This is a genomic window from Nocardiopsis sp. FIRDI 009 (assembly GCF_003386285.1).
Lineage (GTDB): Bacteria > Actinomycetota > Actinomycetes > Streptosporangiales > Streptosporangiaceae > Nocardiopsis.
The window spans coordinates 150,423-174,215 of record NZ_QPNC01000024.1 but is presented as its reverse complement, the minus strand read 5'-3'; the positions used below and the strand labels follow the sequence as shown (position 1 = coordinate 174,215).

At 72.0% G+C, this 23,793-nt stretch carries 24 protein-coding genes and 1 pseudogene; 7 read left to right on the top strand and 18 right to left on the bottom strand.

Going from position 1 to position 23,793, the window contains the following annotated elements; translation table 11 throughout:
- Window positions 1-41: 41 nt before the first annotated feature.
- Window positions 42-758 carry a polysaccharide deacetylase family protein gene (locus DVR05_RS20925; protein ID WP_232832244.1) on the bottom strand — a complete coding sequence of 239 codons (717 nt, stop codon included), beginning with the start codon at window positions 756-758 and terminating at the stop codon, window positions 42-44.
- Between the two features lie 627 nt (window positions 759-1,385).
- Between DVR05_RS20925 and DVR05_RS20915 the strand changes: the two genes are divergently transcribed.
- Window positions 1,386-2,204, top strand: coding sequence for an AfsR/SARP family transcriptional regulator (locus DVR05_RS20915; protein ID WP_232832248.1), 819 nt, complete (start codon window positions 1,386-1,388; stop codon window positions 2,202-2,204).
- A 25-nt stretch (window positions 2,205-2,229) separates the two neighbouring features.
- Here DVR05_RS20915 and DVR05_RS20910 read toward each other — a convergent pair whose 3' ends face one another.
- The gene (locus tag DVR05_RS20910; RefSeq protein ID WP_116247592.1) at window positions 2,230-3,237 is read right to left on the bottom strand and encodes a LuxR family transcriptional regulator; all 1,008 of its coding nucleotides are present in this window, start codon (window positions 3,235-3,237) and stop codon (window positions 2,230-2,232) included.
- A 304-nt stretch (window positions 3,238-3,541) separates the two neighbouring features.
- On the opposite strand from DVR05_RS20910, the gene DVR05_RS20905 reads away from it, so the two are divergent.
- The 3 genes from DVR05_RS20905 (at window position 3,542) to DVR05_RS20895 (ending at window position 5,424) form a co-directional block, all read left to right on the top strand.
- Window positions 3,542-3,844: a hypothetical protein gene (locus tag DVR05_RS20905; RefSeq protein ID WP_198659267.1), complete on the top strand. Its 303-nt coding sequence runs from the start codon at window positions 3,542-3,544 to the stop codon at window positions 3,842-3,844.
- Between the two features lie 189 nt (window positions 3,845-4,033).
- A complete protein-coding gene (locus DVR05_RS20900) occupies window positions 4,034-4,471 on the top strand; it encodes a DUF2000 domain-containing protein (protein WP_116247642.1) in 438 nt (145 codons plus the stop codon).
- Complete coding sequence (locus DVR05_RS20895; RefSeq protein WP_116247590.1) at window positions 4,468-5,424, top strand: DMT family transporter; 957 nt, start codon at window positions 4,468-4,470, stop codon at window positions 5,422-5,424. Before DVR05_RS20900 ends, DVR05_RS20895 begins: the two co-directional genes overlap by 4 nt.
- Here DVR05_RS20895 and DVR05_RS20890 read toward each other — a convergent pair.
- Genes DVR05_RS20890 through DVR05_RS20855 form a run of 8 tightly spaced genes read right to left on the bottom strand, consistent with a single transcriptional unit; the run spans window position 5,339 to window position 15,246 of the window.
- Window positions 5,339-6,358 carry a hypothetical protein gene (locus DVR05_RS20890; protein WP_116247589.1) on the bottom strand — a complete coding sequence of 340 codons (1,020 nt, stop codon included), beginning with the start codon at window positions 6,356-6,358 and terminating at the stop codon, window positions 5,339-5,341. The two genes, DVR05_RS20895 and DVR05_RS20890, sit on opposite strands and share 86 nt — an antisense overlap.
- Window positions 6,355-7,590, bottom strand: coding sequence for an ATP-grasp domain-containing protein (locus DVR05_RS20885; RefSeq protein ID WP_116247588.1), 1,236 nt, complete (start codon window positions 7,588-7,590; stop codon window positions 6,355-6,357). The genes DVR05_RS20890 and DVR05_RS20885 overlap by 4 nt, the downstream gene beginning before the upstream one ends.
- Complete coding sequence (locus DVR05_RS20880; protein WP_198659266.1) at window positions 7,520-9,046, bottom strand: FAD/NAD(P)-binding protein; 1,527 nt, start codon at window positions 9,044-9,046, stop codon at window positions 7,520-7,522. Before DVR05_RS20880 ends, DVR05_RS20885 begins: the two co-directional genes overlap by 71 nt.
- A gap of 14 nt (window positions 9,047-9,060) precedes the next feature.
- Entirely contained in the window at window positions 9,061-9,774 is a 714-nt protein-coding gene (locus DVR05_RS20875) for a thioesterase II family protein (protein ID WP_157982492.1), read from the bottom strand.
- A gap of 45 nt (window positions 9,775-9,819) precedes the next feature.
- Window positions 9,820-11,595: an asparagine synthase (glutamine-hydrolyzing) gene (asnB, locus tag DVR05_RS20870; RefSeq protein WP_116247641.1), complete on the bottom strand. Its 1,776-nt coding sequence runs from the start codon at window positions 11,593-11,595 to the stop codon at window positions 9,820-9,822.
- A gap of 5 nt (window positions 11,596-11,600) precedes the next feature.
- Window positions 11,601-13,301, bottom strand: a complete 1,701-nt coding sequence (locus DVR05_RS20865) for a non-ribosomal peptide synthetase (protein ID WP_116247585.1) — start codon at window positions 13,299-13,301, stop codon at window positions 11,601-11,603.
- A 42-nt stretch (window positions 13,302-13,343) separates the two neighbouring features.
- Window positions 13,344-14,180 (bottom strand): fumarylacetoacetate hydrolase family protein, encoded by an 837-nt coding sequence (locus DVR05_RS20860; RefSeq protein WP_116247584.1) that lies wholly within the window; start codon window positions 14,178-14,180, stop codon window positions 13,344-13,346.
- 25 nt (window positions 14,181-14,205) lie between these two features.
- Complete coding sequence (locus DVR05_RS20855; RefSeq protein WP_116247583.1) at window positions 14,206-15,246, bottom strand: hypothetical protein; 1,041 nt, start codon at window positions 15,244-15,246, stop codon at window positions 14,206-14,208.
- A gap of 442 nt (window positions 15,247-15,688) precedes the next feature.
- Between DVR05_RS20855 and DVR05_RS20850 the strand changes: the two genes are divergently transcribed.
- Window positions 15,689-17,170 (top strand): PqqD family protein, encoded by a 1,482-nt coding sequence (locus tag DVR05_RS20850; protein WP_157982491.1) that lies wholly within the window; start codon window positions 15,689-15,691, stop codon window positions 17,168-17,170.
- A 205-nt stretch (window positions 17,171-17,375) separates the two neighbouring features.
- Here the strand turns inward: DVR05_RS20850 and DVR05_RS20845 are convergent, their stop codons facing one another.
- A complete protein-coding gene (locus DVR05_RS20845) occupies window positions 17,376-17,558 on the bottom strand; it encodes a hypothetical protein (RefSeq protein ID WP_116247581.1) in 183 nt (60 codons plus the stop codon).
- A gap of 53 nt (window positions 17,559-17,611) precedes the next feature.
- Window positions 17,612-17,929: pseudogene (locus DVR05_RS27990) on the bottom strand (ATP-binding cassette domain-containing protein); the annotation flags it as partial.
- Window positions 17,930-18,133: 204 nt separating this feature from the next.
- On the opposite strand from DVR05_RS27990, the gene DVR05_RS20840 reads away from it, so the two are divergent.
- The gene (locus DVR05_RS20840) at window positions 18,134-18,916 is read left to right on the top strand and encodes an SGNH/GDSL hydrolase family protein (protein WP_116247580.1); all 783 of its coding nucleotides are present in this window, start codon (window positions 18,134-18,136) and stop codon (window positions 18,914-18,916) included.
- A gap of 99 nt (window positions 18,917-19,015) precedes the next feature.
- Here DVR05_RS20840 and DVR05_RS26725 read toward each other — a convergent pair whose 3' ends face one another.
- The 5 genes from DVR05_RS26725 to DVR05_RS20820 form a co-directional block, all read right to left on the bottom strand.
- The gene (locus DVR05_RS26725; protein ID WP_157982490.1) at window positions 19,016-19,159 is read right to left on the bottom strand and encodes a hypothetical protein; all 144 of its coding nucleotides are present in this window, start codon (window positions 19,157-19,159) and stop codon (window positions 19,016-19,018) included.
- 52 nt (window positions 19,160-19,211) lie between these two features.
- On the bottom strand, window positions 19,212-19,676 hold the full coding sequence (locus DVR05_RS20835; RefSeq protein WP_116247579.1) for a helix-turn-helix transcriptional regulator: 465 nt from the start codon (window positions 19,674-19,676) through the stop codon (window positions 19,212-19,214).
- Window positions 19,677-19,755: 79 nt separating this feature from the next.
- Window positions 19,756-20,166, bottom strand: coding sequence for a VOC family protein (locus DVR05_RS20830; RefSeq protein ID WP_116247578.1), 411 nt, complete (start codon window positions 20,164-20,166; stop codon window positions 19,756-19,758).
- 60 nt (window positions 20,167-20,226) lie between these two features.
- Window positions 20,227-20,784 carry a dihydrofolate reductase family protein gene (locus DVR05_RS20825; RefSeq protein WP_116247577.1) on the bottom strand — a complete coding sequence of 186 codons (558 nt, stop codon included), beginning with the start codon at window positions 20,782-20,784 and terminating at the stop codon, window positions 20,227-20,229.
- Entirely contained in the window at window positions 20,781-21,728 is a 948-nt protein-coding gene (locus DVR05_RS20820) for a helix-turn-helix domain-containing protein (protein ID WP_116247576.1), read from the bottom strand. The genes DVR05_RS20825 and DVR05_RS20820 overlap by 4 nt, the downstream gene beginning before the upstream one ends.
- Window positions 21,729-22,172: 444 nt before the next feature.
- On the opposite strand from DVR05_RS20820, the gene chrA reads away from it, so the two are divergent.
- Complete coding sequence (gene chrA, locus DVR05_RS20815; protein WP_116247575.1) at window positions 22,173-23,393, top strand: chromate efflux transporter; 1,221 nt, start codon at window positions 22,173-22,175, stop codon at window positions 23,391-23,393.
- Window positions 23,394-23,455: 62 nt separating this feature from the next.
- Here the strand turns inward: chrA and DVR05_RS20810 are convergent, their stop codons facing one another.
- Entirely contained in the window at window positions 23,456-23,764 is a 309-nt protein-coding gene (locus tag DVR05_RS20810; RefSeq protein ID WP_116247574.1) for a PadR family transcriptional regulator, read from the bottom strand.
- Window positions 23,765-23,793: the final 29 nt, after the last annotated feature.

Here is a 23,793-nt window from a genome sequence, read left to right as displayed (position 1 = left end):
ATCGCCGGGCGGCGGTGCGGCCCCGAACGGCGCGACGGGACCTACCAGCCCCAGGCGGGTCGGGTGAAGCGCCAGCCCGCCGACTCCATCTCCGGGACGAGCCGGTCCACGGCGGCGACGGTCTGGCTCCGGTCGCCGCCGCCGTCGTGCAGGAGGACCACCGAAGTCGGTGTGATGGCCGCCCGGAGCCGGTCCACCAGCACGTCGGTTCCGGGGGTGGACCAGTCGGCGACGTCCACCCGCCAGCCGAGGGGCCGCATGCCCAGCTCGGCCGCCACCTCCGGCGAGCGACCCCAGGCGCCGTAGGGCGCTCGGAAGTAGCGGACGCGGGCGTCGGGCGCCGCCGCGTGGATCGCGGCGTTGGTGGCCAGCAGTTCCTCACGGATCCGCTCGGGGGACCAGCCGCTCACGTCGGCGTGGCTCATCGTGTGGTTGCAGAGCGTGTGCCCCCGGTCCACGATCTCGCGGACGAGTTCGGGGTGTCGCAGCGCGTGGTCGCCCATCACGCAGAACACGGCCCTGACACCGTGCCCGTCCAGCACGTCGAGCAGTCGGGGGGTGTGGTCCGGATGGGGCCCGTCGTCGAAGGTGAGGGCGACGGCCGCGCCGCCCCGCTGGGTCGAGTCGACGATCTCGGGGCTGACCGCCCCGGTGGAACGCGCGTGCGCCGGGACCCCGGCGCACAGGACGAGTCCGACGGAGAGCAGGACCGCCATGAGGCGGCCCGCTGCCGGGGGGTGTCCGGTCCTCTTCGTCACAGGTCTCCTCAGCCGTGCTGCGCGAGAAAATATCAGGAAACTTTATTAAAAATTCCGCCGGGAAGTATAGGCAGCACCGCGCCCCGGCGCCAGGGGGGTGAAGCAGGGGTCTTCGCGCCCGAGGAGGACCCGGACCGCCCCTGGCAACTTGGTGCCATTACAGGAGTAGGCCACTCTCCGGTGCTGACATCCACCCCGGAATCGCCGATTATTGGATCCAGGCGGGCCAACGGAGAACGCGAGGCGTTCCGCCCCCGCCCATCACGATGTCATTGCCCACCGGGCAGAGAAAGCACTGTCGGCGCCCCGAATACCAGCGGGGTCACGGAAGGGAATGGGTTCTCATGAACATGATCACGCGACTCGCCTGCGGAGCCGGCATCGCGACCGCAGTTGCCCTCGGCGCTGGAAGCGTGACATTTTCGCAGGTCATGGAAGGATCCACGACGCTCGCGTCGGCCCTTGACACCGACGGCGCCGGATGGCAGTCCCCCGTCGCAGAGCCGCTCTCCGACGGCGCCGGATGGCAGTGATTTCACAGATACCAGCCCGCTGAGGACAACGGTGGCCAGCGCCGAGAATTCGAACTGCATTACCAGCATTTTCATGACGAGGAGGGGCGCCTTGGTGAAGTTTACGATTCTCGGAACACTTGAGGTACTGGAGGGCGACCGGGTGTGCACGCCCAGCGCGCCGAAGGTGCTTCAGGTCCTGGCCCTCCTGCTGCTGCGGGCGAACCGTCCGCTGCCGCTGGAGGTGGTGGTGGAGGAACTGTGGGGGGACTCCCCGCCCAAGAGCGCGGTGACGACCGCGCAGACCTACATCTGCCATCTCCGGAAGGTCCTCGACCAGGAGGGGCTCACCACGCGGGAGCACGAACTCCTGGTCACCCGGCCCTACGGGTACATGTTCCGGATCGGCCCCGAGCAGTTGGACGCGCTGGTGTTCCAGCGGAAGCTGACCGAGGGGCGCCGACTCCTGGAGGAGGACAGACCCGACGCCGCCTCGACCCGTCTGGCCGAGGCACTGGACCTGTGGACCGGCCCGATCCTCGCCCACGTCGCCCGCGGGCCGGTCCTGGGCGCCCACGCCATACGCCTGGAGGAGCAGCGCCTGCGGGCGCTGGAACTGCGGATCCAGGCCGAAGTCCTGCTGGGACGCGACAGGGAGCTGATCGGCGAACTGCGGTCGCTGGTGATGCAGTACCCGCTGAACGAGTGGTTCCACGGCCAGCTCATCCGCGCGTTGGGCCGCGCCGGTCGCCGCAACGAGGCGCTGGAAGCCTACCGGCGGGTCCGTACGACCCTCACCGACGAACTGGGCCTGGAGCCCTCGGACGAACTACAGGCCCTGCACCAGGAGGTACTCGGTGCGACCCCCACGGCCCTCGCGCACTGGCCGCCGCGCCCCCGGAGGAACGAGCCCGTCCACCTGGCGGCCGAATGACCCCGGCGACCGGACGGACCGCCGTTCAGTCCGCGCCGGAGGACGGCGCGCCGATCCACCCCAACTCGCTCGCGCGGGCACCGGCCTGGAACCTGCTCCGCGCCCCCAGGCGTCGGCTGAGGTCAGCGGTGATGCGGCGCGCCGTGCGCACCGACACGCCGAGTTTGCGGGCGATGGCCTCGTCGGTGTTCCCCTCGGCCAGGAGGTTGATCACCGCCTGCTCCTGCCCGGTGAGGCCGTGACGGTCACGGGAGGCTCCGCCCCCCACGGGTCTGGCCTCGTTCCACACGTACTCGTACAGGGAGAGCAGGGCCGCGATGACGCCCTGTCCCCGCAGGACCAGGGCGCTGGCGGAGGTGTCGGTGGGGTCCGCCGGAAGCAGCGCTGTGGAGCGGTCGAAGATGAGCAGCCTCGTGGGCAGGGTGGGCGCCGTGCGGATCTGGGCGCCGAGGTCGGACAGCTGCGAGATGTAGTCGACCGTCTGCGGATCCTTCATGACGCTGTCGAGGTAGACGTCGCGCAGTTCGACCCCACGTTCCAGCAGCATCCGGTCGAGCGGGAGGCTCGCCTCCAGGTTCGCGGGCGTCTGGGCCCCGCCGTCGGCGAACGTCATCAGCGAGTGGCGGCAGTCGTGCGCGAACTCCTCGATCCGCAACCGGATCGCGTCGATCCCGTGGAGTTGCTCGACGTCCGCGGCGGCGCGGATACGGGTGCTCTCCTCGTAGTCGGAGATCAGCTGGGTGATGGCCGAACGCGCGTCGGCGATCTGGCGCTGCCGTTCGAGCAGCTCGGCCTCCTGCCGCCACAGCAGGGCGTTCAACCCCACCACGGGGCGCACCAGGACCAACTCCCCCGGTTTCTCCCACGAGCGCCGGACCAGGGACAGCCGGGCCAGGTCGTCGAGAGCCGACCGCACCCGCTCCACCGGCCACTCCAGGAGCCGGGCGAGGTCGCTCACCCCCGCCCGAGGCTCGGCGAGCATCGCACGGTAGACCTCCGCCGCGTCCTGGTCGAGGCCGAGCGAACCGAACACGAACGTCCTCCTGATCCTTCGTCTCTGCGAGTGCCGGCGCCGCTCGGGACCGCCTGCGCGTCGGAGCGTCGCCACGGGAGGTCGGGCACTGCGGCGGTTCGGCACCGCTGGGCGAGGATCGAGATCAGGGCGCGGGACGACGCTCGGGTGAAGCGCGCCCGCCCCGGTATCTCCAGACCATCCTCGGCAATTGTGGGGTCCTGGAGGGCGTGCTGGCAAGAGAAATCATGGCCGGTTCAGGACAAAACACAAAGCCCCCTATGCATACGGCGATCCACGCCATCACGAACAGACTGCGAGCGTTATGAGAATGGTGTACCTGCGGCTGGCGACCGGGGACTCGGCACCCCATGCCCCCACGCTTCGGGCGGCACTGGACGCATATACCGCTCCCGACGACATGGTGGAGCACATCTACGTCGAAGCACGTGGCGACCGAACCGAACTGGTGTTCTTCCTCCACGAGGATGTCGGCGACCGCGCACCGCAGACCGTCGGGCGGCTGTGGCGGCGTGCCGCGTCCGACCTGACGCGGTTGGGGGAGTGGACCGTTCTGGAGACCACCGCGCTGCTGCCCGCCGACCCTGACGCCCCCGATGAGGACTGACTGGTACTCGTTAAATTACGTGTCCGAAATCCGGTCCAGTCCCCGAGGGAGCCCACGGCGCGTCCGACGGGGGCCGCCCGGGGTCCCGCCGCGGCGGACGCGGCCACCCGGCCCGAGCGTGCGGCGAACGGTTCCGAGGAATCCAAGACCGCATACCCACGACCAGGAGACGGAGTAGAGTCCGTGAGCATGAAAAATGAACAGGGCACAGCCCCGGAACGACCTCGGACAAAAATTGCCGTGGTATTAAGAGACGACCTCGAAAAGTGGCAGGCCGCAAACGTCACCGCTTTCTTGGTGAGCGGCCTTTCGAGCGGGGATCCCGACGTCATCGGACAGGAGTACCGGGACGCCGACGGGGTCGCCTACCTCCCCATGTTCCGCCAGCCCGTCCTCGTCCTCAGCGCGACCGCGGACGTACTCTCCGCCGCGCACCGGAGGGCGGTCACGCGCGGCATGCCGCTCTCGGTCTTCACCGCCGACCTCTTCGCGACGGACAACGACGCCGACAACCGCGCCGCCGTGCGGGCGGTGGGGACGGACCGGCTCGACCTCGTCGGCATCGCCCTCCACGGCGGTCGGAACCAGGTTGACAAGGTCGTGAAGGGAACCGTGATGTACCGATGACGGACGACGCGTCCCGGACGACGGAGTCCCCCTCCGTCGTCCCCTACCTGAACCTCCTCGTCACGATGGTCATGTTCGGCAGCGCCTTCGCCAGTTCGAAGGTGGTCGTGGGCGAGATGCCGCACGAGGTGGCGGCGGCGCTGCGTTTCGGGGGCGGGGGACTCCTGCTGGTGGTCCTCGCCGTGCTCCTGCGCGGACGGTCGCACCGCATCGACCGCGCCGTGGCCCTGCGCGCCGGACTGGTCGGCCTCGTCGGGGTCCTGGCCTACAACGCCTTCTTCTTCTGGGGCCTGTCCCTGGCCCCCTCGCTCGACGGCAGCATCATCGTGCCCGTGCTCAGCCCGATCCTGACCACCGCGGCGCTGATCCTCATGGGTCGGGAGAGGGCGTCCTGGGAGAGGGTCACCGGACTCACCGTCGGCGTGGCCGGAGCCCTCGTCTTCTTCCTGGGCATCGCCGGGGAGGGGGCCGGGTCCACCCGGCTCGTCGGCGACCTGGTCTTCGTGGCGGGAGCCGGGTGTTGGGCGGCCTACAGCATCCTGTCCAAGTCCTTCCTCACGGGCGCGGACCCCTTGCAGGCGACGGCGTGGGGGACCGGTGCCGGAGCCCTGGGGCTCCTGGTGCTCGCCGTGCCCGCGGCCGGTGAGGTGTCCTGGGCGTCGGTGTCGGGGCTGGCGTGGGCGAACGTCCTCTTCCTCGCCGTCGGGCCGACCGCGATCGCCTACCTGTTCTACTACCGCGGGCTGCGCAGCGTGAGTCCGTCCACCGCGACGATCATGATGTTCACCGTTCCGGTCTTCGGCTCGGTCTTCTCGACCGTGTTCCTCGGCGAGAGCTTCACCGGTGTCCAGCTCCTGGGCACGGTGGTCATGTTGGGCGGCGCGCTCTTCGCCGTCGTCGGCCGCAGGCCGTTCCGACGGCGCTCCGCCCCGGAGCCCGCTCCCGTGGAGTAGCCCGCGCGGCCCGGGTTCGGGGACCTCGGCGCAGGCTCCGCGACGGGAGGCGGGCCGCCGCCTCCCGTCTGCGCGTGTGGACGTCCGTGCCCAGGACCAGGGCCGCCAGCACGGCGATCACGCCCAGGGTCACGGGATCGAAGCCGCCGCCGAACGACACCTGCGACAGGTAGGTGACGGCCGGCGCGGTCGCCAGGACGGCCATTGCCTGGGCGGGCTCCACCCTCTGGAGACCGATCTGGAGGAGGTACAGCGGGAGCGCCACGGCCACGACGGACAGGACCAGCACCCCCGGGAACTGGTCCAGCCACCGGTCGAAGCCGACACCGCGCACCGCCAGGGCGGCGAACGCCACCGTGTACGTGAGGTGGAACCGATGGGCCATGACGGTTGTGCTGTGAACACCAGCGGTAGCCAGGCGGCGCGACACCAGCGCCAGGCCGGAGGCCGAGGCCCCCGCCGCGGTCGTGAACGGTAGCGCCCACACCACCGCGTCGGTCCCGGCGTCCCCGAACCCGCCCAGGCGCAGGGCCAGGAGCAGCACCGTCGCCAACAGCCCCAGGGCCAGCAGCCAGGTGCCGACCGTGGGGCGAGCGCCCAGTCCGCACAGCCCCGCCACCGCGACGGCCAGTGGTCCCACCGCCGCGACCCACCCGCTGACCAGGGTGGACGGCACCCAGGCCAGCGACACGTAGACGCCGAGGAAGCACACGGCGGTCAGGACGTTCATGGCCGCCAGAAGCCCCACCGTGCGTGCCTGCGGCCCCGTGACGGGCCGGACCGGACCGCGGGCCAACCGCACCGCCGTGAAGAGCACCGTCGTCAGAGCGAACGCGGTCGCCGAGAACAGGAGGCTGTCGTCCGTGGTGAACCGGCCGTTCAGGAAACCCTTGCCGCCCTCCTGCAACAGGAGTGAGGCCACGACCCAGATCACGCCTCCCCCTCCGCCACGGAGAACAGCGCTCCCGCGTCCTCCAGGGAGTGCACGACGTCGAGCGAGTGGCGCAGCAGCTCCTCGTCCTCGGCCACGAAGTAGGCGATCCCGGCCGTTCCGGTGGTGAGCGCGTGGCGCTCGACCCGCTCACCCGGCCGGGGCAGCTTGCTGAAACTGTGGAACCCCGCCAGGCGGCGCACGGTCCGCAGCCCGTCCAGGGAGACCAGGCGCCCGGAGGCGTGCGGCCTCAGGAACACGCGGGCGAGCACCCGAGCGGGGGCGTAGGGGCGGTCGAACCGCGTCGCGAACTCCGAGGGGCGCAGGAAGCGCTCCACGACCAGGTGCTGCTGGGCGTACCCGAAGGCGGCGAAGAAGGGGTCCGGCGACAGGCACGGTCCCATGATCCGCGCGTTGACCTCGACCAGCCGCGGACCGTCGGCGGTGAGCATCACCTCCGAGTGCGCCGCGCCCTCCCGCACCCCGAGGGCGTCCAGGCAGTCCTTCGTGTAACCGACCAGGTCCCGCTCATCGGCTCCGATGGCGGTCCGGGCGATCACGTGACGCAGCAGTGGGGATCCGTCCACCCAGGGAACGTGCTTCTCGTACAGCTCGGACAGGACGTGCCGCCCGCCCATGCTCACGGTGTTGACGACGTGGAGCCGTCCCTCGATCCGCTCCTGCACCAGCAGGCTCTCATTGCGACCGCCCAGCAGGTTGTGCTCCCCCAGGGTGGCGCGGAACGCGTCCTCGACCTCCTCCTCGGTGCGGCACGTCCGGCAACCGTCGCTGCCCGCGCTGGCCCGAGGCTTGACGACCACCGGGTGGCGCCCCCACTCCGCGAAGACCTTGCGCGCCTCGGTCGCGTCCCGGACCTCGGCGGTGCGGGGAACGGTCAGCCCGGCACCGCCGACCCGCTCCAGCATGGCGAGCTTGTCCCGTCGAGCGGTGGCCGCCTCCGTGGCGTGGTGGTCCGCGCCGAGGCTCCGCGCGAGGTCGTGGGCGAGGGTGACGCCGTACTCGCTCGCGGCGATGACGGCGGTCGCACCCGCCGACCGCAACCGCGCCTCGGCGGACTCCCCTCCGTCGTACAGCAGCGTGGGGACGCCGGAGGCGTCGGCCCGGAAGGCGTGCGCGAGGTCGGCGCCGTACAGGTGGAGGCAGTCAGCCCCCTCCTCCCGGAACGCCGACGAGAGGTCCTGTCCGGACGAGACGGGGTTGACGAGAACGATCATCGGGCTCCTCCTGGGTCAGTGGTGGGGGTGTGGCGGCCCACTGGTCGGCCACCGCACGGGCGTGCGCGGCGGCCTCCCTCAGGTAGTTGGGGATCGCCGTGCGCGGACGGCTGGTCGAGCCGAGGAGCCAGATCCGCTCCTCGGGGCGGTCGGCCGCCAGCCGCACCCGGAGGCGCTCCGTGACCAGCGGGCGCTCCTCGTCGGTGGGCTCGGCCCCGCCGCTCTCCAGACGGAGGGTGTCGGGCGGGTCCACCCGGAGCCGGGGTTCCCGGAGTCCGGTCGCGCACACGACGTGGTCGAAGTCCTCCGCCCCGGAGCGCCAGCGCACGCGCCAGCGATCGCCCGCCCTGTCGAGACGGGTGGGGGAACCGTCCGCCACGGACAGCAGACCGTCGTCGCAGTGGCCGACGAGGGCGCGGGCGTTCGCGAGGGGGATGGCGGACACGTACCGGAAGACGGCCTCCCGGTACCTGGCCAGGAGGGCGCTCCGCTCGTGCGGGGGCCAGTCGACGGTGTGCTCGTTGACCTGGTCGATGACCTCGGAGACCAGGTCCTGCCACGCCGTCAGCCCCCGTTCGGCCAGCTCGGTCTCCTCGCGCAGGCGGGCCACCGGATCTCCGCCCGCGGCGACCTGGTGGCGCAGGGGAAGGCCGGGAGCGACCTTTGCGAGCGCGCTGACCAGCGACCGGAGGACCGCCGGGTCGCGGTCGGTCGGGGCGACCCCCGGGGTGCCCAGACAGGACAGGTCCAGCCTCGACCGCTCCGGGCGGGTGAGCCGGGTGCGCACGGCCGGCAGGCGCCCGCTGGGGGAGGCCATCGTCACCCTCCTCCCGCCCGAGCACAGGACGAGCGCGGCGTCGATGGCGGAGAGCCCCGTCCCGAGCACCAGGACGCGGGCGTCGGCGGGCAGCCCCCTGAGTCGGGCGACGGGGTAGGGGCTCTCCGACAGCGCCTCGTGCCCCAGATGGGGGCGGACCAGGTCCGGCGGCCGGGGGGTGGACAGCCCGGCGCAGACCAGCACGTCGCTCGCGACCAGGGACGCCCCGGAGGCGAGTTCCACGCGGTAGCCCCCGCCGGTGGACCGCACCGCCTCGGCTCGGTCGCGCACGTGGGCGACGGTCGCCCCGCGCTCGGCCGCGCGGTCACGGGCCCACAGGTAGCGCTCCCGGCAGTACTGGCCCACGAGGAAGCGCGGGACGAACGTTCCGTTCGCCACCGGCCAGCCCCGCACCCCCAGGTAGGTGAGGAGGTCCGACGGGCCGTCGGGGCGGAGCGAGGTCACGTCGAGGGAGGTGTTGCACAGCAGGGCGGGGTCGGGGTCGCCGAAGGCCGGCCCCAGCCCGGGTGGCCGGGGGTCGACCACGTCCACCCGGGCGACCTGGGGCAGGGGGGCGATGTGCAGGAGGGCGCTGACCCCGGTGGCGCCCCCACCGATGACGACGACCGTCCGGCGCACGCGCGTTCCTCCCCTCACCGCGCCGGAGCGTCGGCCGGGGCGGCGGCGCGGACCTCGTCCACCAGCGACGCGAACCCGGGCGAACCCAGCAGGTCCGAGTGGCCTCCCGCCAGGACCCGTCGGCGGAAGCCGCCGCGGGTGGTGGCCGCCCACCGGTCGAGCCCCGCGTCCGACGTCAGCGGATCCGCCTCCCCGCGCACCGCGAGGACCGGGCAGCGCACCTTCGCCTCCCGCGGCGGGGCGAAGTCCCGCAGCAGCCGGAGGTCGTGCAGGGCCGTGTCGAGCACGACCTCGCGCCATTCGGCGGAGGACTCCCCCGACACGAGGCCGGGATCGACGGCGTCGAGGTAGGCGGCGGTGCCGGACCGGTCCCGCGTGGCGGACTCCGGCACCTCGACCAACTCCGGCGCGTCGGCGCCCACGACCACCAGGGTGGAGACCTCCGTCCCCGCCGCCTCCAGCGCCACCGCCACGGAGTGGGCGACGTAGGCGCCGAAACTGTGCCCGACGAGCACGGGCCGCTCCGGTCTCCGACGGTGCACCTGGGCGACGCACGCCCGGACGACCTCCTCGAACGATCCGGCGCCGCGACCGAAATCCCGGCCGAGGCGGCCCGGGTACCGGGCGAGCCACGCCGACGGCCCCAGGCCGCGCAGCAGGGGTTGGAACTCGCCGCCGAACGACCCGGCACCGGGCAGGACGACGACACCACGACTCTCGGAACTCACTGGATCCCCGATTCTCCGACTCACGAACCTCCGCTCCCTCCGGTGTCAGAACCGCAGCGACAACTCGTCCATCACCATGCCGATGCTGATGGCGCTGAGCCGGAAGTCCCACTTGTCCGCTCCGCCCTGGCGGGCGGCCGACTCCAGGCAGTCCCCGGCGAGGACGCCGCTCTGCGCGACGAGGTCGCGCCAGTCGGCCCACGTCCGCTCGTCAGTCACCGACCGCAGGTCGTAGGCGGTGAACCCGTGTTTGCCCCGGCGCAGGACGGACTCGGGAACGATGCCCTCGTAGGCCGACTTGAGGCAGGCCTTCCCCTCGAAGTCGACCACCTTCGCGTCGTCGCCGACCCGCTGGGCCAGGGAGACGACCTGGTTCGCGAGGAACGGGTACCGGCCCTCGACCGAGTTGGCCATCAGCATCGTGTCGCCGTGGTCCCCGAGGAGGTGTCCGGACAGCTGCACGTACACGTCGGCGATGGAACGCAGCCGCATCGGCGAGAGCGAGGCCGCCTCCTCGTCGGAGAACGGGATCAGCCTGGTCCGCCAGAACTCGTCGCCGACGAGCGCCTCCCGCGCCTCCGGGGAGAGGTAGGTCTCCCGGCGCCGACCGACCTTGCGCCAGTCCACCTCCCAGGCGAAGTCCGCCCGGCCCCACGCCCTCTCGTTCTCCTCGCGCGCCTCGCGACTCCGCCGGACCGCGCTGTCGAAGGCGTAGGAGTCGTAGCCGAAGAACAGTTCGTCCGCGCCCTCCCCGGAGACGACGCCCTTGACCCCGGCGGACCGCACGGCGTCCGCCAGCATCATGGCGGCCACGTTGTAGGTCTCCCGTTGCGGGTAGCAGCAGTGCCGGACCATCCGCTCGAACCCGGAGGCGATGTCGGCCGGACCGCACCGGATCTGCTCGTGCTTGCTCCCCACGGCGGCCGACACCTCCCGCTGGAAGCGGCCCTCGTCCAGCGAGGGGTCGTCGAACACCACCGAGAACGTCCGGACGGGGCGGTCGAGGAGGGCGGACGACTCCATCAGGATGGCGGTGGAGTCGAACCCGCCGCTCAGGTAGGCGCCGATCTCGACGTCCGCGCGCAGCCGGTCCCGCACCGACCGTCCGAGGCCGTCCCGGAGCGCCTCGCCGGAGACGGGCTCCGCCGCCTCCTCGAACTCGCCGTAGCGCCAGTAGCGCAGGGTCTCCCGGCCGTCCGCGCCGAACCGGACGGCGCAGCCCGGGGGAACCGCGCGCACCCCCTCCACGAGGGTGCGCGGCGCGACGATGTTCCCCAGACAGAAGTACTGGTCGACCGCGCCGACGTCCACCCTCCAGGGCTGTCGGACGCACCGCACGAGGGGCTTGATCTCCGAGCAGAAGTGGACCTCGTCGCCGACCTGCGTGTAGTACATCGGGCAGATGCCGAAGCGGTCCCTGGCCAGGTAGAGGGCGTTCTCGGCCCGGTCGAGGACGACGGTGGCGAACTGCCCGTCCACGTGGCGCAGACCCCGGACCCCGTAGCGGGCCACCAGCTCGGGGACGACGGCGACGTCGACGCCGTTGCCCCGCCGGTCGATCCCGAGCTCCTCGCACAGGGCCTCGGCGTTGTACACCTCGCCGTTGGTCATGGCCACGTAGCGGCCGCTGGCGTCCTCCGCGGGCTGCCAGCCGGCCACCAGGCCGGTCATGCCGAGCCGGCCGAGCTTCGCGGAGACCGTCGGCGTGTTCAGTGAGTAGGTCTCGTCGGGCCCGCGGTGCACCTGCCGCGCGTGCATCGCGGCCGCGACGCCGCGGTCGATCCGTCCGTTCGGGTTGAAGGTCCCGCACACTCCGCACATCGCGTTCACCCGCTCCGTTCGGGGAGCCGGTCGGTCAGCTCCCTGAGGTTCTCCGCCCGGAGCACGTCACGCACCCCGGCGTCCATCCAGCCGAGCTCCTTGAGCTTGTTGACCAGGAGCACCGTGGAGGCCGAATCGCCGCCGATGTCGAAGAAGTTGTCCTCCAGGCCGGCGTCGCCCACCCCCGTCAGGTGCCGGACCAGGCCGAGGACCCGCTGCTGCGGGGTGGCGGCGTCGTCCCCGGCCGGTTCGGGGCGGCGGCTCTCCCTGAGGGCGTCGCGGTCGACCTTGCCGTTGGGGGTGTAGGGCATCGACTCGACCCGCCGGAGCACCGAGGGGACCTTGTAGGAGTCGAGGACCGCCTCCAGGTGGCCGCGCATCTCCCGGGGGTCGGCGTCGCCCTGGTAGTAGCAGACCAGGGCGTCGGCCCCGGCCCCCTCCACGTCCGTGTGCGCCTCGGCGGTCACCACCGCCTCCTTGACGGAGTCGAGGCGGCACGCCGCGCTCTCGACCTCACCGGGGTCGATCCGGTAGCCGCGGACCTTCAGCTGCCGGTCCAGCCGTTCGACGAAGTAGAGCCGTCCGTCCCGGAGCTCGACGATGTCACCCGTCCGGTAGGCCCGGTTCCCGTCGTCGTCGACGAACGGACGCACGCCCTCCGCGGTCAGGTATCCGACCGCGACGCTGTCCCCGGTGATGACGAGTTCGCCGCGGGTCGCGCCGCCGCCCGTGTCGCCGTCGGACTCCCCCGGGAGGGGGGCGATGTCGTATCCGCAGTCGCCCACGATCTCGCCGAGGGGTACGGCGTCACCGCAGTCCTCCGGCGCCAGCGCGTCGGTGAGGAGGTTGCAGACGGTGGTCTCGGTGGTGCCGTAGGCGTTGTGGAAGTTCGCCGCCCGCGACCACGTGCGGACCACGGCGTGCCGGCACGCCCCGCCGCCGTTGATCACGTGCTCCAGGCTCATCGCGCCCGTCGGCTCGGTCGCCGTCAGCGCGAACGGCGTCGTCTTCAGGTGGGTGATCCGGAACTTCTCCAGGGTGCTCCGCAGCACCGGGCCCGGCGCCAGCAGGGTCTCGTCGACCACCACCAGACACGCGCCCGAGGTCAGCGTCCACAGGATCTCGGTGACGCACCCGTCGAAGGTCAGCCGGGCGAACTGCAGCGTGCGGCTCTCGGGGCCCAGCTCCAGTCGCCGCACATGGTCGCCGACCATGCGCGCCAGCGGACGCGCGCGCACCAGCACGCACTTGGGTTCGCCGGTGGAACCCGAGGTGTGGATGGCGTAACCGATCCCCTCCCGCGGCGGCACGGGCCCGGAGGACGGCCGCGTCCCCGCTTCGTCCCGCCACTCCGCCGGGGTCCGGACGAGTTCGGCCGCGGCCGACGGGCCGGTGCTCCTGGAGACCACGCCGACCCCGAGCGAGGCGACCTTGGCCCGGTTGGACGAGGCGCTGTCGCGCGGGTCGATGACGACGAACGGCCGCCGCGTCCGCAGAGCCGCGACCATCGCGACGATGGCGGCGGGGGTCCGTCCCGCCTCGATGCCCACGAACTCACCGGGGGCGGTGCGCGACTCGATCCGGGCGGCGAGGTCACGGACCCGTTCGCCGAAGTCCCGGTAGGTGATCACTCCCTCGGGGGTCTCGACCGCGCCCCGGTCGGGGTGCTCCCGGACGGCGCGCTCGATCGCGTCCACGACCGACATCTCTTCCACTCTCACTTCCTCAACCTCTCCGCGCTGGTCCGGCTAACGCACCGTGTGGGCGAGGGTGCCCACGCCCTCGACGACGGCCCTGACCGAGTCACCCGGGCTGATCACGGCCGCTCCCGGGGTCCCCGTGCACAGCACGGTCCCCGGGGTGAGGGTGCGCCCCGCCGTGAAGTACTCGACCAGGTAGCCCGGGTCGTACTTCATGTCGGACACGAGCGCCGAGGCGACGGTCTCGCCGTTGCGCACGGTCGACACCCGGATCGACCGGAGGGCGTCGTCGTCGAACTCGTCCAGGGTCACCAGCTGCGGCCCCACGCTGCAGAACGTGTCGAAGCCCTTGGCCCAGGGGATGTACCGGGGGTTCTCCCGGATCACGTCCTCCGCGGTCATGTCGAGGACGGCGGTGACGCCCGCGACGACCGACCGCCAGTCCTCACGCGGCACGTTCTTGCACTCCTCGCCGATGACCAGGCCCAGCTCCGCCTCGGCGGTCACCCGCTCGCTCTGGGACGGGAGTTCGATGTCCCGCCCGTTGTCGATGAGGCAGCCGCCCGGTCTCAGGTACGACCCTGGTCCCGAGGCGGGCTGTTCCGTCTCCAGGTCCTCGGAGTGGCGCCGGTAGTTGAGCCCGGCCCCCCAGATGTCACCGTCGCCCGCGACCGTGGCCGCGTCCTCCAGCCGGACCTCGGCCGACCGGGGCGCCGTGAGGGATGCGAGCAGCGTCGCGAGTTCGCCCAACCGCCGCGCGTCCACCAGGTCGGCGACACGGGTGCGGTCCTCGTACCCCGCGATGTCGGAGAGGGGCACCCAGCCCCCGCCGCGACTCGCGAGGACCCGGTACCCGTCTCCCGTGCCGAACCGTGCCAGTCTCACCGTGTTCCTCCTCGTTTCCCGTTGTTCAGACGGCCACGCCGACGGCGTGCCGGTGCTCGGCGACCCGCCGTGCGGCGGCCCGGATGTCGGTCTTGCGCGGGCCCCGGGGAGCCAGGTCGACGGCGGTCCGCATCACCGGGGCCGCGTCCACGCCGAATTCGGCGCACACCTCCTCGATCAGGGGGAAGAACCCGGAGTGGACGCCGATCACGCCGCCGAGGAGCTGCATGTTCCGGTCCTCGGGAATGGTGTCCAGGGCGACCCGGCAGAACTCCGCGAGCCTGGCCAGCTCCTCGTAGTCGTGGCGGTCGTCCCCGAGGATGCTGAGGATGCCGGCCAGCGACTCCAGTTCCGCGTTCCCGGCTCCGCGGCCGACGCCGTTGAGGGTTCCGTCCACGATCGCGGCGCCGGCGTCGAGCGCGGCGACGCTGTTGGCGTTGGCCATGCCGAGGTTGTCGTGGCCGTGGAAGCCGACGACGGGGGAGAGATCCCGGGCGACGGCCACGTACCGGCGGACGTCGTCGGGGAGCATCGAACCGTAGGAGTCCACGACGTAGAGCCCGGCGATGGCGGGGGTGACGCCGCCAAGCAGTTCGGGCCACTCCTCGGCCGGGGTGGCGCTCGACTTCATGACGTTGAGGTAGACCTGTCCGCAGATCTCGGTGGCGCGCTCGATGTAGTCGAGGTTCTCGGGGACCCGCTCGGCCTCCATACCGACGCGGACGAACGACATCCCCCGGTCGCAGAGCTCCTCCAGCGTCGTCAGGCGGCTGAAGCCGGGCTGCGCGAACATCCCCCACTCCGAGTCCGTCAGCTCCGCGCCCGCGATCTCGCACCACCGGCGGAGGTCGATGTTGCAGGCGCGGATACCGGACCGTTCGGCGTCGAAGCCCAGGCCGTGGCCGATCTCGACCCTGCGCACGGGGGTCTCGTTCAGGCGGCCGAGGAGCTCGACGACGAACTTCTCCTCGAACTGGAAATCGACCGCGTAGGAGCCGTCGCGCAGCGTCGCGTCGAACAGCTCCTTCTCCGTCGGGTCAAACTTCTTCTCGCGATCCACGGACATGCTCCATCCTCGGAATATCAGTGCTTTCTGAGGTCGACCGGATCAGATCTCACGGGAATCGGCCGAATGCCGCCTCCGCCGCCACGACCGCACACCCACAAAGACTTTCCACCACAGCCATCGCTCTGCCGAAAATCAACCGCGCCAAGAAATCGCAACGGCCAACGACACAGGAACTTACATGAGGCGCAATGGACTGTCCAGCACCCGAAAACCCGCACCAGACAGCCGTTAACGCAGCTCAGAGCTGTTTTCAAAAAGGCGCCGGGGACAATCACCGCCAGGGGTCGAGCCCCCCTAATCCGGAATTCAAACAGCCCTCAAGCACCCGTGGACCGCCTTTCCACGCATCCGTCCTACAAAAGAATCGCACGAATCAGTGACCGAGGCTCCGGGAAACCGGGGCCCGCTGTGTCCGCCAACGGATGGACGGCCAGGAGGTATGCCAGTGCACACGACGGTGTTGGACGATCTGCGGAGGGCTCTGCCCGAGCAGGACGTGCCGGCGGTCGAGGAATGCGCCACGAAGCTGTACGACGCCCTGCCCCGGAAGGACGATCTCGGCAGCAACACGGTGATGGTCGCCTACGGGGGCGGCAAGGACAGCGCGTACGCGGTCGCGTTCATGCGCGCGGTCCACCTGACCCTCGCCGAACGGCACGGCCGGACCTTCCGGCTGCGCGTGTCGACGCTGCGGCACTCCGGGATGCCCTACCCGGTGATGGCGAACATCGACCGCACCTACCGCGCGCTCGGGCTCTACGACGACCCGGACGCCGAACTGCTGCTGTTGGAGGGCGACCAGGTCCGGCCCTTCGCGCGGGACCTCCCCCTGCCCCACAGGCTCGTCGAGTTCAACCGGGTGGACATGCTCATGTCCGGCCACCGGACCTACGGTGACGGCCGCTCCACCTTCTGCAACGCCTGCAACCTGAACGTGGCGAACTCCTTCGGCGTCGGCGCCCGCCACGACGGCGGCGTGGATCTGATCGTCACCGGCGACTCACCGAAGGAGCAGCGCGACTACGCCCTGTGGATCCGGCGGCTGGCGCGGGAGGCCGGACTGAAGCCCGCGGACGCCCGGAAGGGGTTCAAGGGCACGCTGGAGACGCTCGACGGCCTGGCGCAGACCTACTTCCGGGAGATCCACGGACCGGAGAACGCGGACCGGATCGAGGAGCGCGGCGTCGCCTCGGACATCCCGCAGAAGCTGGCCTTCTTCTCGATCTACGACTACACGAGCTACGCGTCGGGGGCCCACTGGAAGCTCCTCACGGACTTCCTCGGCTTCGTCTTCGACGAGATCGCCTTCAACTTCACCGAGTCCGACTGCGCCAACCCCGCGCTCATGGCCCACCTGCGGGGGCTGCGGACCGAGTACGTGTACGGACGGACGTACGGGGAGGGCATCGACCAGTACGTCGACTTCGCGCTCGACCTGATGCGCCGGAAGGACTTCCCGGAGCACCTCGTCGAGGAGATCCGCGCGCGCTACGCCACCGAGGACGGGGTCGAGGCGATGCGCAAGGCGGCTACCCGGTACGGGGAGGAGACGTTCGGGCTGGAGACCGGGCACCTGGTCTGCATGGTCTACTCGCCCTTCGCGGGGCGCGCGGTGAACCTGCACGGCTACCTTGCCGCCGAGCACCCCGAACTCCTGGCCGACGAGGAGCGGATCCGCGCCGTGCTGGCGGGCCGGGCGGAGGACCAGGCGCTCGCCGCGCGCCTGGAGCGGATCAGCGGACTGAGCGTGACCGACCTGCGCGCGCTCCACGACGGTCCGGTGTGGTCGCCGTCGATGGACATGTCGACCCAGAGCGGCCTCCTCGCCCAGGTCACGGTCAGCGATCCCCACCAGGTGAGGATCAGGGCCAAGACCAGCCCCGAGGGCGACGAGGTGCTGGACCGGGTCTCGGGGCGCTGAACCGCCGCCAGGAGGCCGAGGCACGGGTCGGGGCGGCCACGTGAGGACACCGCGGCCGCCGGACCCGTGCCGTGGCCGCGGCGCCTTGTCGACTCGTCGTCCTGTCGACCTGTCGTCCCGGTTCTCGGCCGGACCGGGCCCCGACGGACCGGGACGCTCGTCGGGAAGGGGCGCCCCCGCCCGCGCCGGGCGGAGGGCGCGCCCGTCACGCGGGACCGATGTCCGCCCGCATCTCCGTGAACGACACCGCCCCGCCCGTACCCCGGTGCGCGGCGGTGCGGACGTCGAGGGACAGGTCGACGCGCGGGCGCGGCCACCGCTCGTGGGAGAGGCCGTGGACGCTGGTCTGGATCGTGCTGTCGACGAGTTCACGGGCCAGTCGCAGCATCTGCCCCGGCTCACCGGGGCGGGCGTTCGGGGACGAGATGCGTGGACGACCGACGACCGCGTGGCCGAGTTCTCCACCACGTTCATGTGGGGGAGCAGGTCGAACCGCTGGAAGACCGCGCCGACCTCCCGGCACTGGGCGGCGATCCCGCGTTCGCGCCTCTCGTGGAGCCTCTCGCCCCGCTGGCGGTAGCCCACCGGGCGCCCGTTCATCCGCGGCCGCCCGCCGTTGGTCTTCTCCCGGTGGTTGACGCACCTCGGGAAGGTCGACTCGTCCGAACCCGACGGTCCGAGGACGCAGCAGACCTCTCCCGCACGGACCCGGAGATCGATGCCCCTGAGGGCCTCCGTCCTGCCGAAGCGCTGGCGCACGCATCGGCGGCGCTAGGGCGGATCACGACCGGAAGCCGTTTTACTGACCAGTAAGTAACTTCTATCCCGCCAGGCATGGTGACGCGGAGCACATGGGCCTATCTTCTCTGGCGTGATGGTCCCCCCATCGCACCCATCCCCACCACCCCCCCACCCCCTTCACACCCCCACGCACGCCCGCCGTGCGGTGAAAGGCCCCCGCTGATGATCCGTCGCTCCTGTTACACGCTGCTCTGCGCCCTCCTGCTGCTCGTCGCCTCCCCCCTCACCGCGAACGCCGAGTCGGGCGTCCACTACGTCGCCCTCGGGGACTCCTACTCGTCCGGCACGGGCGCGGGGTACTACGACCTCTCGTACTCCTGCCAGCGGTCCTCCCGGGCCTACCCCGCGCTCTGGGCCGAGCGGAACGCCGTCCGGTCCTTCAGCTTCGACGCCTGCAGCGGAGCGACGTCCGCGACCGTGCGCAGCGACCAGCTCGGCGCCCTGTCCGCCCAGACCACCCTGGTCAGCGTCACCAGCGGAGGCAACGACGCCGGGTTCGTCGACGTCGTCCTGGCCTGCCGGACCGGAACGGACCAGGACTGCTTCTCCGCCCTGGACGACGCCGAGCTCTACATCGCCGAGAGCCTGCCCGGTGAGCTGGACCTGCTCTACACGGACATCCGCGCGGGAGCCCCGTCGGCCCACGTCGTCGTGCTGGGCTACCCCCGCCTGTACGAGACGACGAGCTGCTTCGGCGCCATCAGCGTCGAGCGCCGTGAACGCCTCAACGCCACTGCCGACACCCTCAACGCGGCGATCCGCGACAGGGCGAGCGCCCACGGGTTCGCCTTCGCTGACGTGAGCCCCGCATTCGAGGGCAGGCGCATCTGCTCCTCCTCGCCCTGGATCCACGGTCCCACCTGGCCGCTGTCGAGCTCCTACCACCCGAACAGCGGCGGCCACGACTCCGGATACCTCCCCGTGCTGGCCGGAGCCGTCGGCTAGAAAGACCGGAGGACACGTGTGGGCCGCGGTTTCCCGACGCCGGGAGGCCGCGGCCCACCCGTACTCGCGCCCCGGCGGCGCGACCGGGCGGCGCGGCCGTCAGGCCCGGGCGCGCTCCTCGGACACCGCGCGCAGCCGGTCGGGGTCGTGCGCGGCCACCCGGTGGTGCGGGTCGGCGTCCGTCGCCAGCAGGCACAGGAGTTCGGCGCCGATGTTGCCGGTGGGACCGGTCAGAACGACCACACGGCCACACCGCTCCGGCCCCGGCGGATTCCCCCGGTGGAGGCCACGGCCGTCACACCGGTTGCGGCCTGCGGACCCGCCCCTCCCGCCTCCTGACCGGTCTGGTCACCTGTTTGGCCACACACGGCGGCATCCCCGGAACGGCCTCCGCCGCACGGCGCCGGTAGACGCCGGGCGAGACGCCGAGCAGCTCGGTGAAGCGGGTGCTGAAGGTGCCCAGCGACGAGCAGCCGACCGCGAAACAGACCTCGGTGACGCTGAGGTCGCCGCGCCGCAGCAGCGCCGCCGCACGCTCGACGCGGCGGGTCATCAGGTACGCGTACGGGGATTCGCCGTAGGCCAGCCTGAACTGGCGGCTCAGGTGGCCGGCGGACATGTGCGCGCCGCGGGCGAGCGCCTCCACGTTCAGCGGCCGGGCGTACTCCCGGTCGATCCGGTCGCGGACGCCGCGCAGTCGCGCGAGGTCGTCCAGGCTCCGCGCCTGCGCGCGGGCACGCCCCCACGAGGGGTGACACATGGGAGAACTCCCTCTCATCGGGGGTGGGGGCGCGCCCGGGCGACGCGGCCCGGGTGCGCCACGGCGAGGACCGGGCGGCTCAGCGCACCTCCTGGATGCGGACCAGGTTGCCCGCCGGGTCGCGGAAGGCGCAGTCGCGGACGCCGTACGGCTGCTCGGTCGGCTCCTGAACCACCTCGGCGTTCCTGGCCTGCACCTTCTCGAAGGTGCCGTCGAGGTCCGGGGTGGCCAGCAGGATCCAGCCGTAGGTGCCCTTGGCCATCATCTCGGCGATGGTGCGGCGCTCGTCCTCGGTGATCCCGGGGTCGGCGGCCGGCGGCGCCAGGAGGATGGACGTGCCGGGCTGACCCGCGGGGCCGACCGTGATCCAGCGCATCCTTCCCTGTCCGACGTCGGTGCGGACCTCGAAGCCGAGGACGTCGCGGTAGAAGGCCAGGGACGCGTCCGGGTCGTCGTGCGGAAGGACGGTCGTGTGAATGGTGATGTCCATGTCGATCAGCCTAGGGACCGCCCCGTGACCCGCGCTTCTCGATTCCTGACCGGCCCGGGATCAGTCGCGGACGACCTCGTACCGCAGGCAGGCGAAGGGTCCCTTGAGTCCGGCCTCCAACGCGCGCAGCCGCACCCGCCCGTCCAACAGGGGAGCGCCCCCGCCCAGGCTGACCGGGGCAACGGACACGACGACCTCGTCGAGCAGACCCAGCCGGGCCAGATCGGCGGCCAGACGGCCGCCGCCGACCACCCACACGTCGCGCCCGCCCGCGGCTCCGGCCATGTCCGCGTGCAGGTCCCGCAGCTCCTGGTCGGTGTCGGCGCTGGCGAAGCGCAGGTCACCCTCGACCCGGGGAAGCTCGCGGTGGGTGAGGATCCAGGTGGGCGCCTGGTAGGGCCAGGGCTCGCCGCCCGTGTGCTCCCTGACCCACTCGTAGGTGGTCGCGCCCATCACGATCGCGCCCGCGTTCTCGATGAACTCCTCGGTCTCCCGGAGGGCCTCGCCGCCCTCGGGTCCCGGTTCGGCCCCCTCCACCGCGAACAGCCACTCCAGGGAGCCGTCCCGGTCGGCGATGAACCCGTCGAGGCTGGTGGCGGTGTTGTAGACGGTCCTCACTGTGTGTCCCCTCGTCGTTCGTTGCGGTCGTGCAGCCACTCCAGCGGGTCACCGTGGTCGACCTCGGCCCCGGCCGAGCGCAGCATGTGCCGGACGGCCTGCCTGCGGTGCGCCGAGTACGTCAGCACGTGCGCCACGACCCCGCCGAGCAGGAAACTCTCCGGCGGATCGCACAGGGCGTCGATGAGCCGGTCGCCCCAGGCGCCCCGGCGGCCGATGTCGTCCACGGCCGCGATCCAGCGCGCCCCCGCCTCCTCGTGGCGGGACCGCAGCGACTCCGGATCGTCGGCCCCCCGTTCGGGGAAGTCCGCTCCCTCGATCGAGGCGAGCCAGACCTCCTTGGTCCGCACCAGGCGCTCCAGGACGGCGGCTACGGACCCCTCCGGGCCGTCCCAGGACAGGACGGTGCGGCCGGGGTCCCACACCCTCCGGTAGTCCTCCTCGGGCAGGTCCGCGGCCAGACGGATGAGGAAGGCCGTGTCTTCCACGTCGTGGTGGACCTGCAACGCGATCGGGTCCATGCCGGGGCGGCTCCTCGGGTTCCCCTCCACCCACAGGTGGAGCGGCGGGTGGAAGTGGACGCCGTTGGGGGAGGGCAGCCACCGCCCGCCTCCCGCGGTGGTGGCGCTGGGCGGGTGTCCGAAGGCTCGGCTGAAGGCGCGGGTGAACCCCTCCACCGACGCGTATCCGGCGGCGAAGGCCGCGTCGGTGACGCTCGTGCCCTGACCGATCTGCCAGGCGGCCCGCTCCAACAGGACCCGGCGGCGCAGCGCCACCGGCGACTCCCCGGTGTCCCGGGAGAGCCTTCGGCTGAAGTGGAACGGTGAGGAGTGGGCGCGGCCGGCCATGTCCGACAGGCACGTGCTGTCCTCGTCCAGGACCGCGTCCAGGAGTTCGCGCAGACGGTCGCGCCCCAAGGGCGGTTCGTCGGTGGGAACGCTCATACGGCCAGTATGTTCGCGTGGCGGTCGGCGTCGCTTGACCGTTCTTGCCCCGTGCCGGCGGCCCGCCGTGGACACGTCGACATGGCGATTCGGGTCTTCGTCGACTCCGTGTCCGGCCGTGTCGCCCGACACCGGCAACCGGGCGCCGACACCGGCGCTCCGTCGGCGTCGGCGAACCGCGGCGGCGACGCCCTTCCGCGTCGGCGGGGAACCCGGACCGTCGTCCACAAGCTGTGGAAAACCGTCGGCCGCGTGTTCGCGCGCTCCCGGCCGGACGGACCCGCGGCGACGCCGCGCTCCTGGCCCGTCCCACCCCGGCAGGCCGGCGCCCGCCTTCGATATCGTGTTTCGATATCGGAACACGATGCCCGGTCACGACCTCCCGCCATGAAGGAGCCCGACCATGCCCCTGCCGACGACGGGAACCCTCCGGGCGGTGCGCGGATGAGCGGCCAGGCCGCCACCGCGCCCGCCGCGACCGCGCGCGGGACGGTCGGTGAGGTCTTCCGGACCTTCCTGCTACTGGGGCTGACCTCGTTCGGCGGCCCGGTGGCGCACCTGGGCTACTTCCGCGACGCGTTCGTCGCCCGGCGGAGCTGGCTCACCGAGGCCGCCTACGCCGACCTGGTGGCACTGTGCCAGTTCCTGCCCGGCCCCGCCTCCAGCCAGGTCGGCATGGCCATCGGGCTGCGCCGCGCCGGATACGCCGGAATGGCCGCCGCCTGGGTCGCCTTCACCCTTCCTTCGGCCGCGCTGCTGGCCGCCGTCGCCCTGGGGGTGCGGGCCATCGGCGCCGAACCCGGAGCCGGGTGGCTGCTGGGCCTGAAGGCGGCGGCGGTGGCCGTGGTCGCCCACGCCGTGGTCGGCATGGCCAAGAACCTGGCCTCGGGGCGGCGCCAGGCCGCGATCGCGGTCGCCGCACTGGTCCTGGTCCTGCTGCTGCCCTCGGCCCTGAGCCAGGTCGCGGCCATCACCCTGGGCGCCCTGGCGGGCGTGTTCTGGCTCACCGCGACGACGCCCCCCGACGACGGGGCGGCCGGGGCGGGCGTCCCCGTGCGGCGCCGGACCGCCGTGGTCTGCCTGGCGGTGTTCGCGGCCCTGCTGGCGGGGCTGCCCGTACTGGCCGCCCTGACCGGCGCCACGGCCGCGGGGACGGTGGACGGCTTCTACCGCGCCGGATCGCTCGTCTTCGGCGGCGGGCACGTGGTCCTACCGCTGTTGGAGGCCGAGGTGGTGGGCGCCGGAGCGGTGGACCACGAGTCGTTCCTGGCCGGGTACGGCGCCGCGCAGGCCGTTCCCGGCCCCCTGTTCACCTTCGCCGCCTACCTGGGCGCCCTCATGCCCGTGGCAGGCAGCCCGCTGCTGGGGGCGGCGATCGCCCTGGGTGCGGTTTTCCTGCCCTCGACCCTGCTGGTGGTGGGCGCGCTGCCGTTCTGGGAGCGGCTGCGCACCGCGCCGCGCGCCCGGCGGGCGGTGGCCGGGGCGGGTGCGGCGGTGGTGGGAATCCTCGCCGCGGCCCTGTACGACCCGGTCTTCACCCAGGGCGTCGTCTCGCCCGCGACGATGGCCCTGGCCGCGGTCGCGTTCGTGGCCCTGGCGGTGTGGCGTGTCCCGGCCTGGGCGGTCGTCCTGGGGGCCGGCGCGGTCGGCTTCCTCGCCCTGTGACCCGCGACGCTCCCCGTCCGGCGGAACGGGCGGTTCGGTGAGCCGCTGGGTTGGCGGCGCGCTCAGTCGGTTCCCTGGTCGCCGAGCACCTCGCGCGCCAGTTCCCTGAGCGCGGCACGGTCCTGTTCCAGAACCCGTCTGCCCGCCTCCGTGGCCCGGTAGAGACGTCGGGTGCGCCCCTGGACCACGTCCTGCCGGGAGACCAGCAGTCCGTCGGACTCCAGGCGGTGCAGGGTGGGATAGAGGGTGCCGGGGCTGATGTCGTATCCGTGGGAGGCCAGCTCCCGGGTCATCCACGCGCCGTGGATCTCCTCCTCGGCGGCGTGATGGAGGATGTGCAGCCGTATCGCTCCCCGGATGAAGTCCCGCACGCCCGGCCTCCTCACTCTCTCCCCGGGGC

Coding starts and splice junctions, on each gene's coding strand:
- DVR05_RS20905 (WP_198659267.1), top strand. CDS start 3,542: ATGAGAATGGTGTACCTGCGGCTGGCGACCGGGGACTCGGCACCCCAT.
- DVR05_RS20900 (WP_116247642.1), top strand. CDS start 4,034: ATGAAAAATGAACAGGGCACAGCCCCGGAACGACCTCGGACAAAAATT.
- DVR05_RS20895 (WP_116247590.1), top strand. CDS start 4,468: ATGACGGACGACGCGTCCCGGACGACGGAGTCCCCCTCCGTCGTCCCC.
- DVR05_RS20885 (WP_116247588.1), bottom strand. CDS start 7,590: ATGATCGTTCTCGTCAACCCCGTCTCGTCCGGACAGGACCTCTCGTCG.
- asnB (WP_116247641.1), bottom strand. CDS start 11,595: ATGTGCGGAGTGTGCGGGACCTTCAACCCGAACGGACGGATCGACCGC.
- DVR05_RS20865 (WP_116247585.1), bottom strand. CDS start 13,301: ATGTCGGTCGTGGACGCGATCGAGCGCGCCGTCCGGGAGCACCCCGAC.
- DVR05_RS20855 (WP_116247583.1), bottom strand. CDS start 15,246: ATGTCCGTGGATCGCGAGAAGAAGTTTGACCCGACGGAGAAGGAGCTG.
- DVR05_RS20850 (WP_157982491.1), top strand. CDS start 15,689: ATGCCAGTGCACACGACGGTGTTGGACGATCTGCGGAGGGCTCTGCCC.
- DVR05_RS20845 (WP_116247581.1), bottom strand. CDS start 17,558: ATGCTGCGACTGGCCCGTGAACTCGTCGACAGCACGATCCAGACCAGC.
- DVR05_RS20840 (WP_116247580.1), top strand. CDS start 18,134: ATGATCCGTCGCTCCTGTTACACGCTGCTCTGCGCCCTCCTGCTGCTC.
- DVR05_RS20835 (WP_116247579.1), bottom strand. CDS start 19,676: ATGTGTCACCCCTCGTGGGGGCGTGCCCGCGCGCAGGCGCGGAGCCTG.
- DVR05_RS20830 (WP_116247578.1), bottom strand. CDS start 20,166: ATGGACATCACCATTCACACGACCGTCCTTCCGCACGACGACCCGGAC.
- DVR05_RS20820 (WP_116247576.1), bottom strand. CDS start 21,728: ATGAGCGTTCCCACCGACGAACCGCCCTTGGGGCGCGACCGTCTGCGC.
- chrA (WP_116247575.1), top strand. CDS start 22,173: ATGAGCGGCCAGGCCGCCACCGCGCCCGCCGCGACCGCGCGCGGGACG.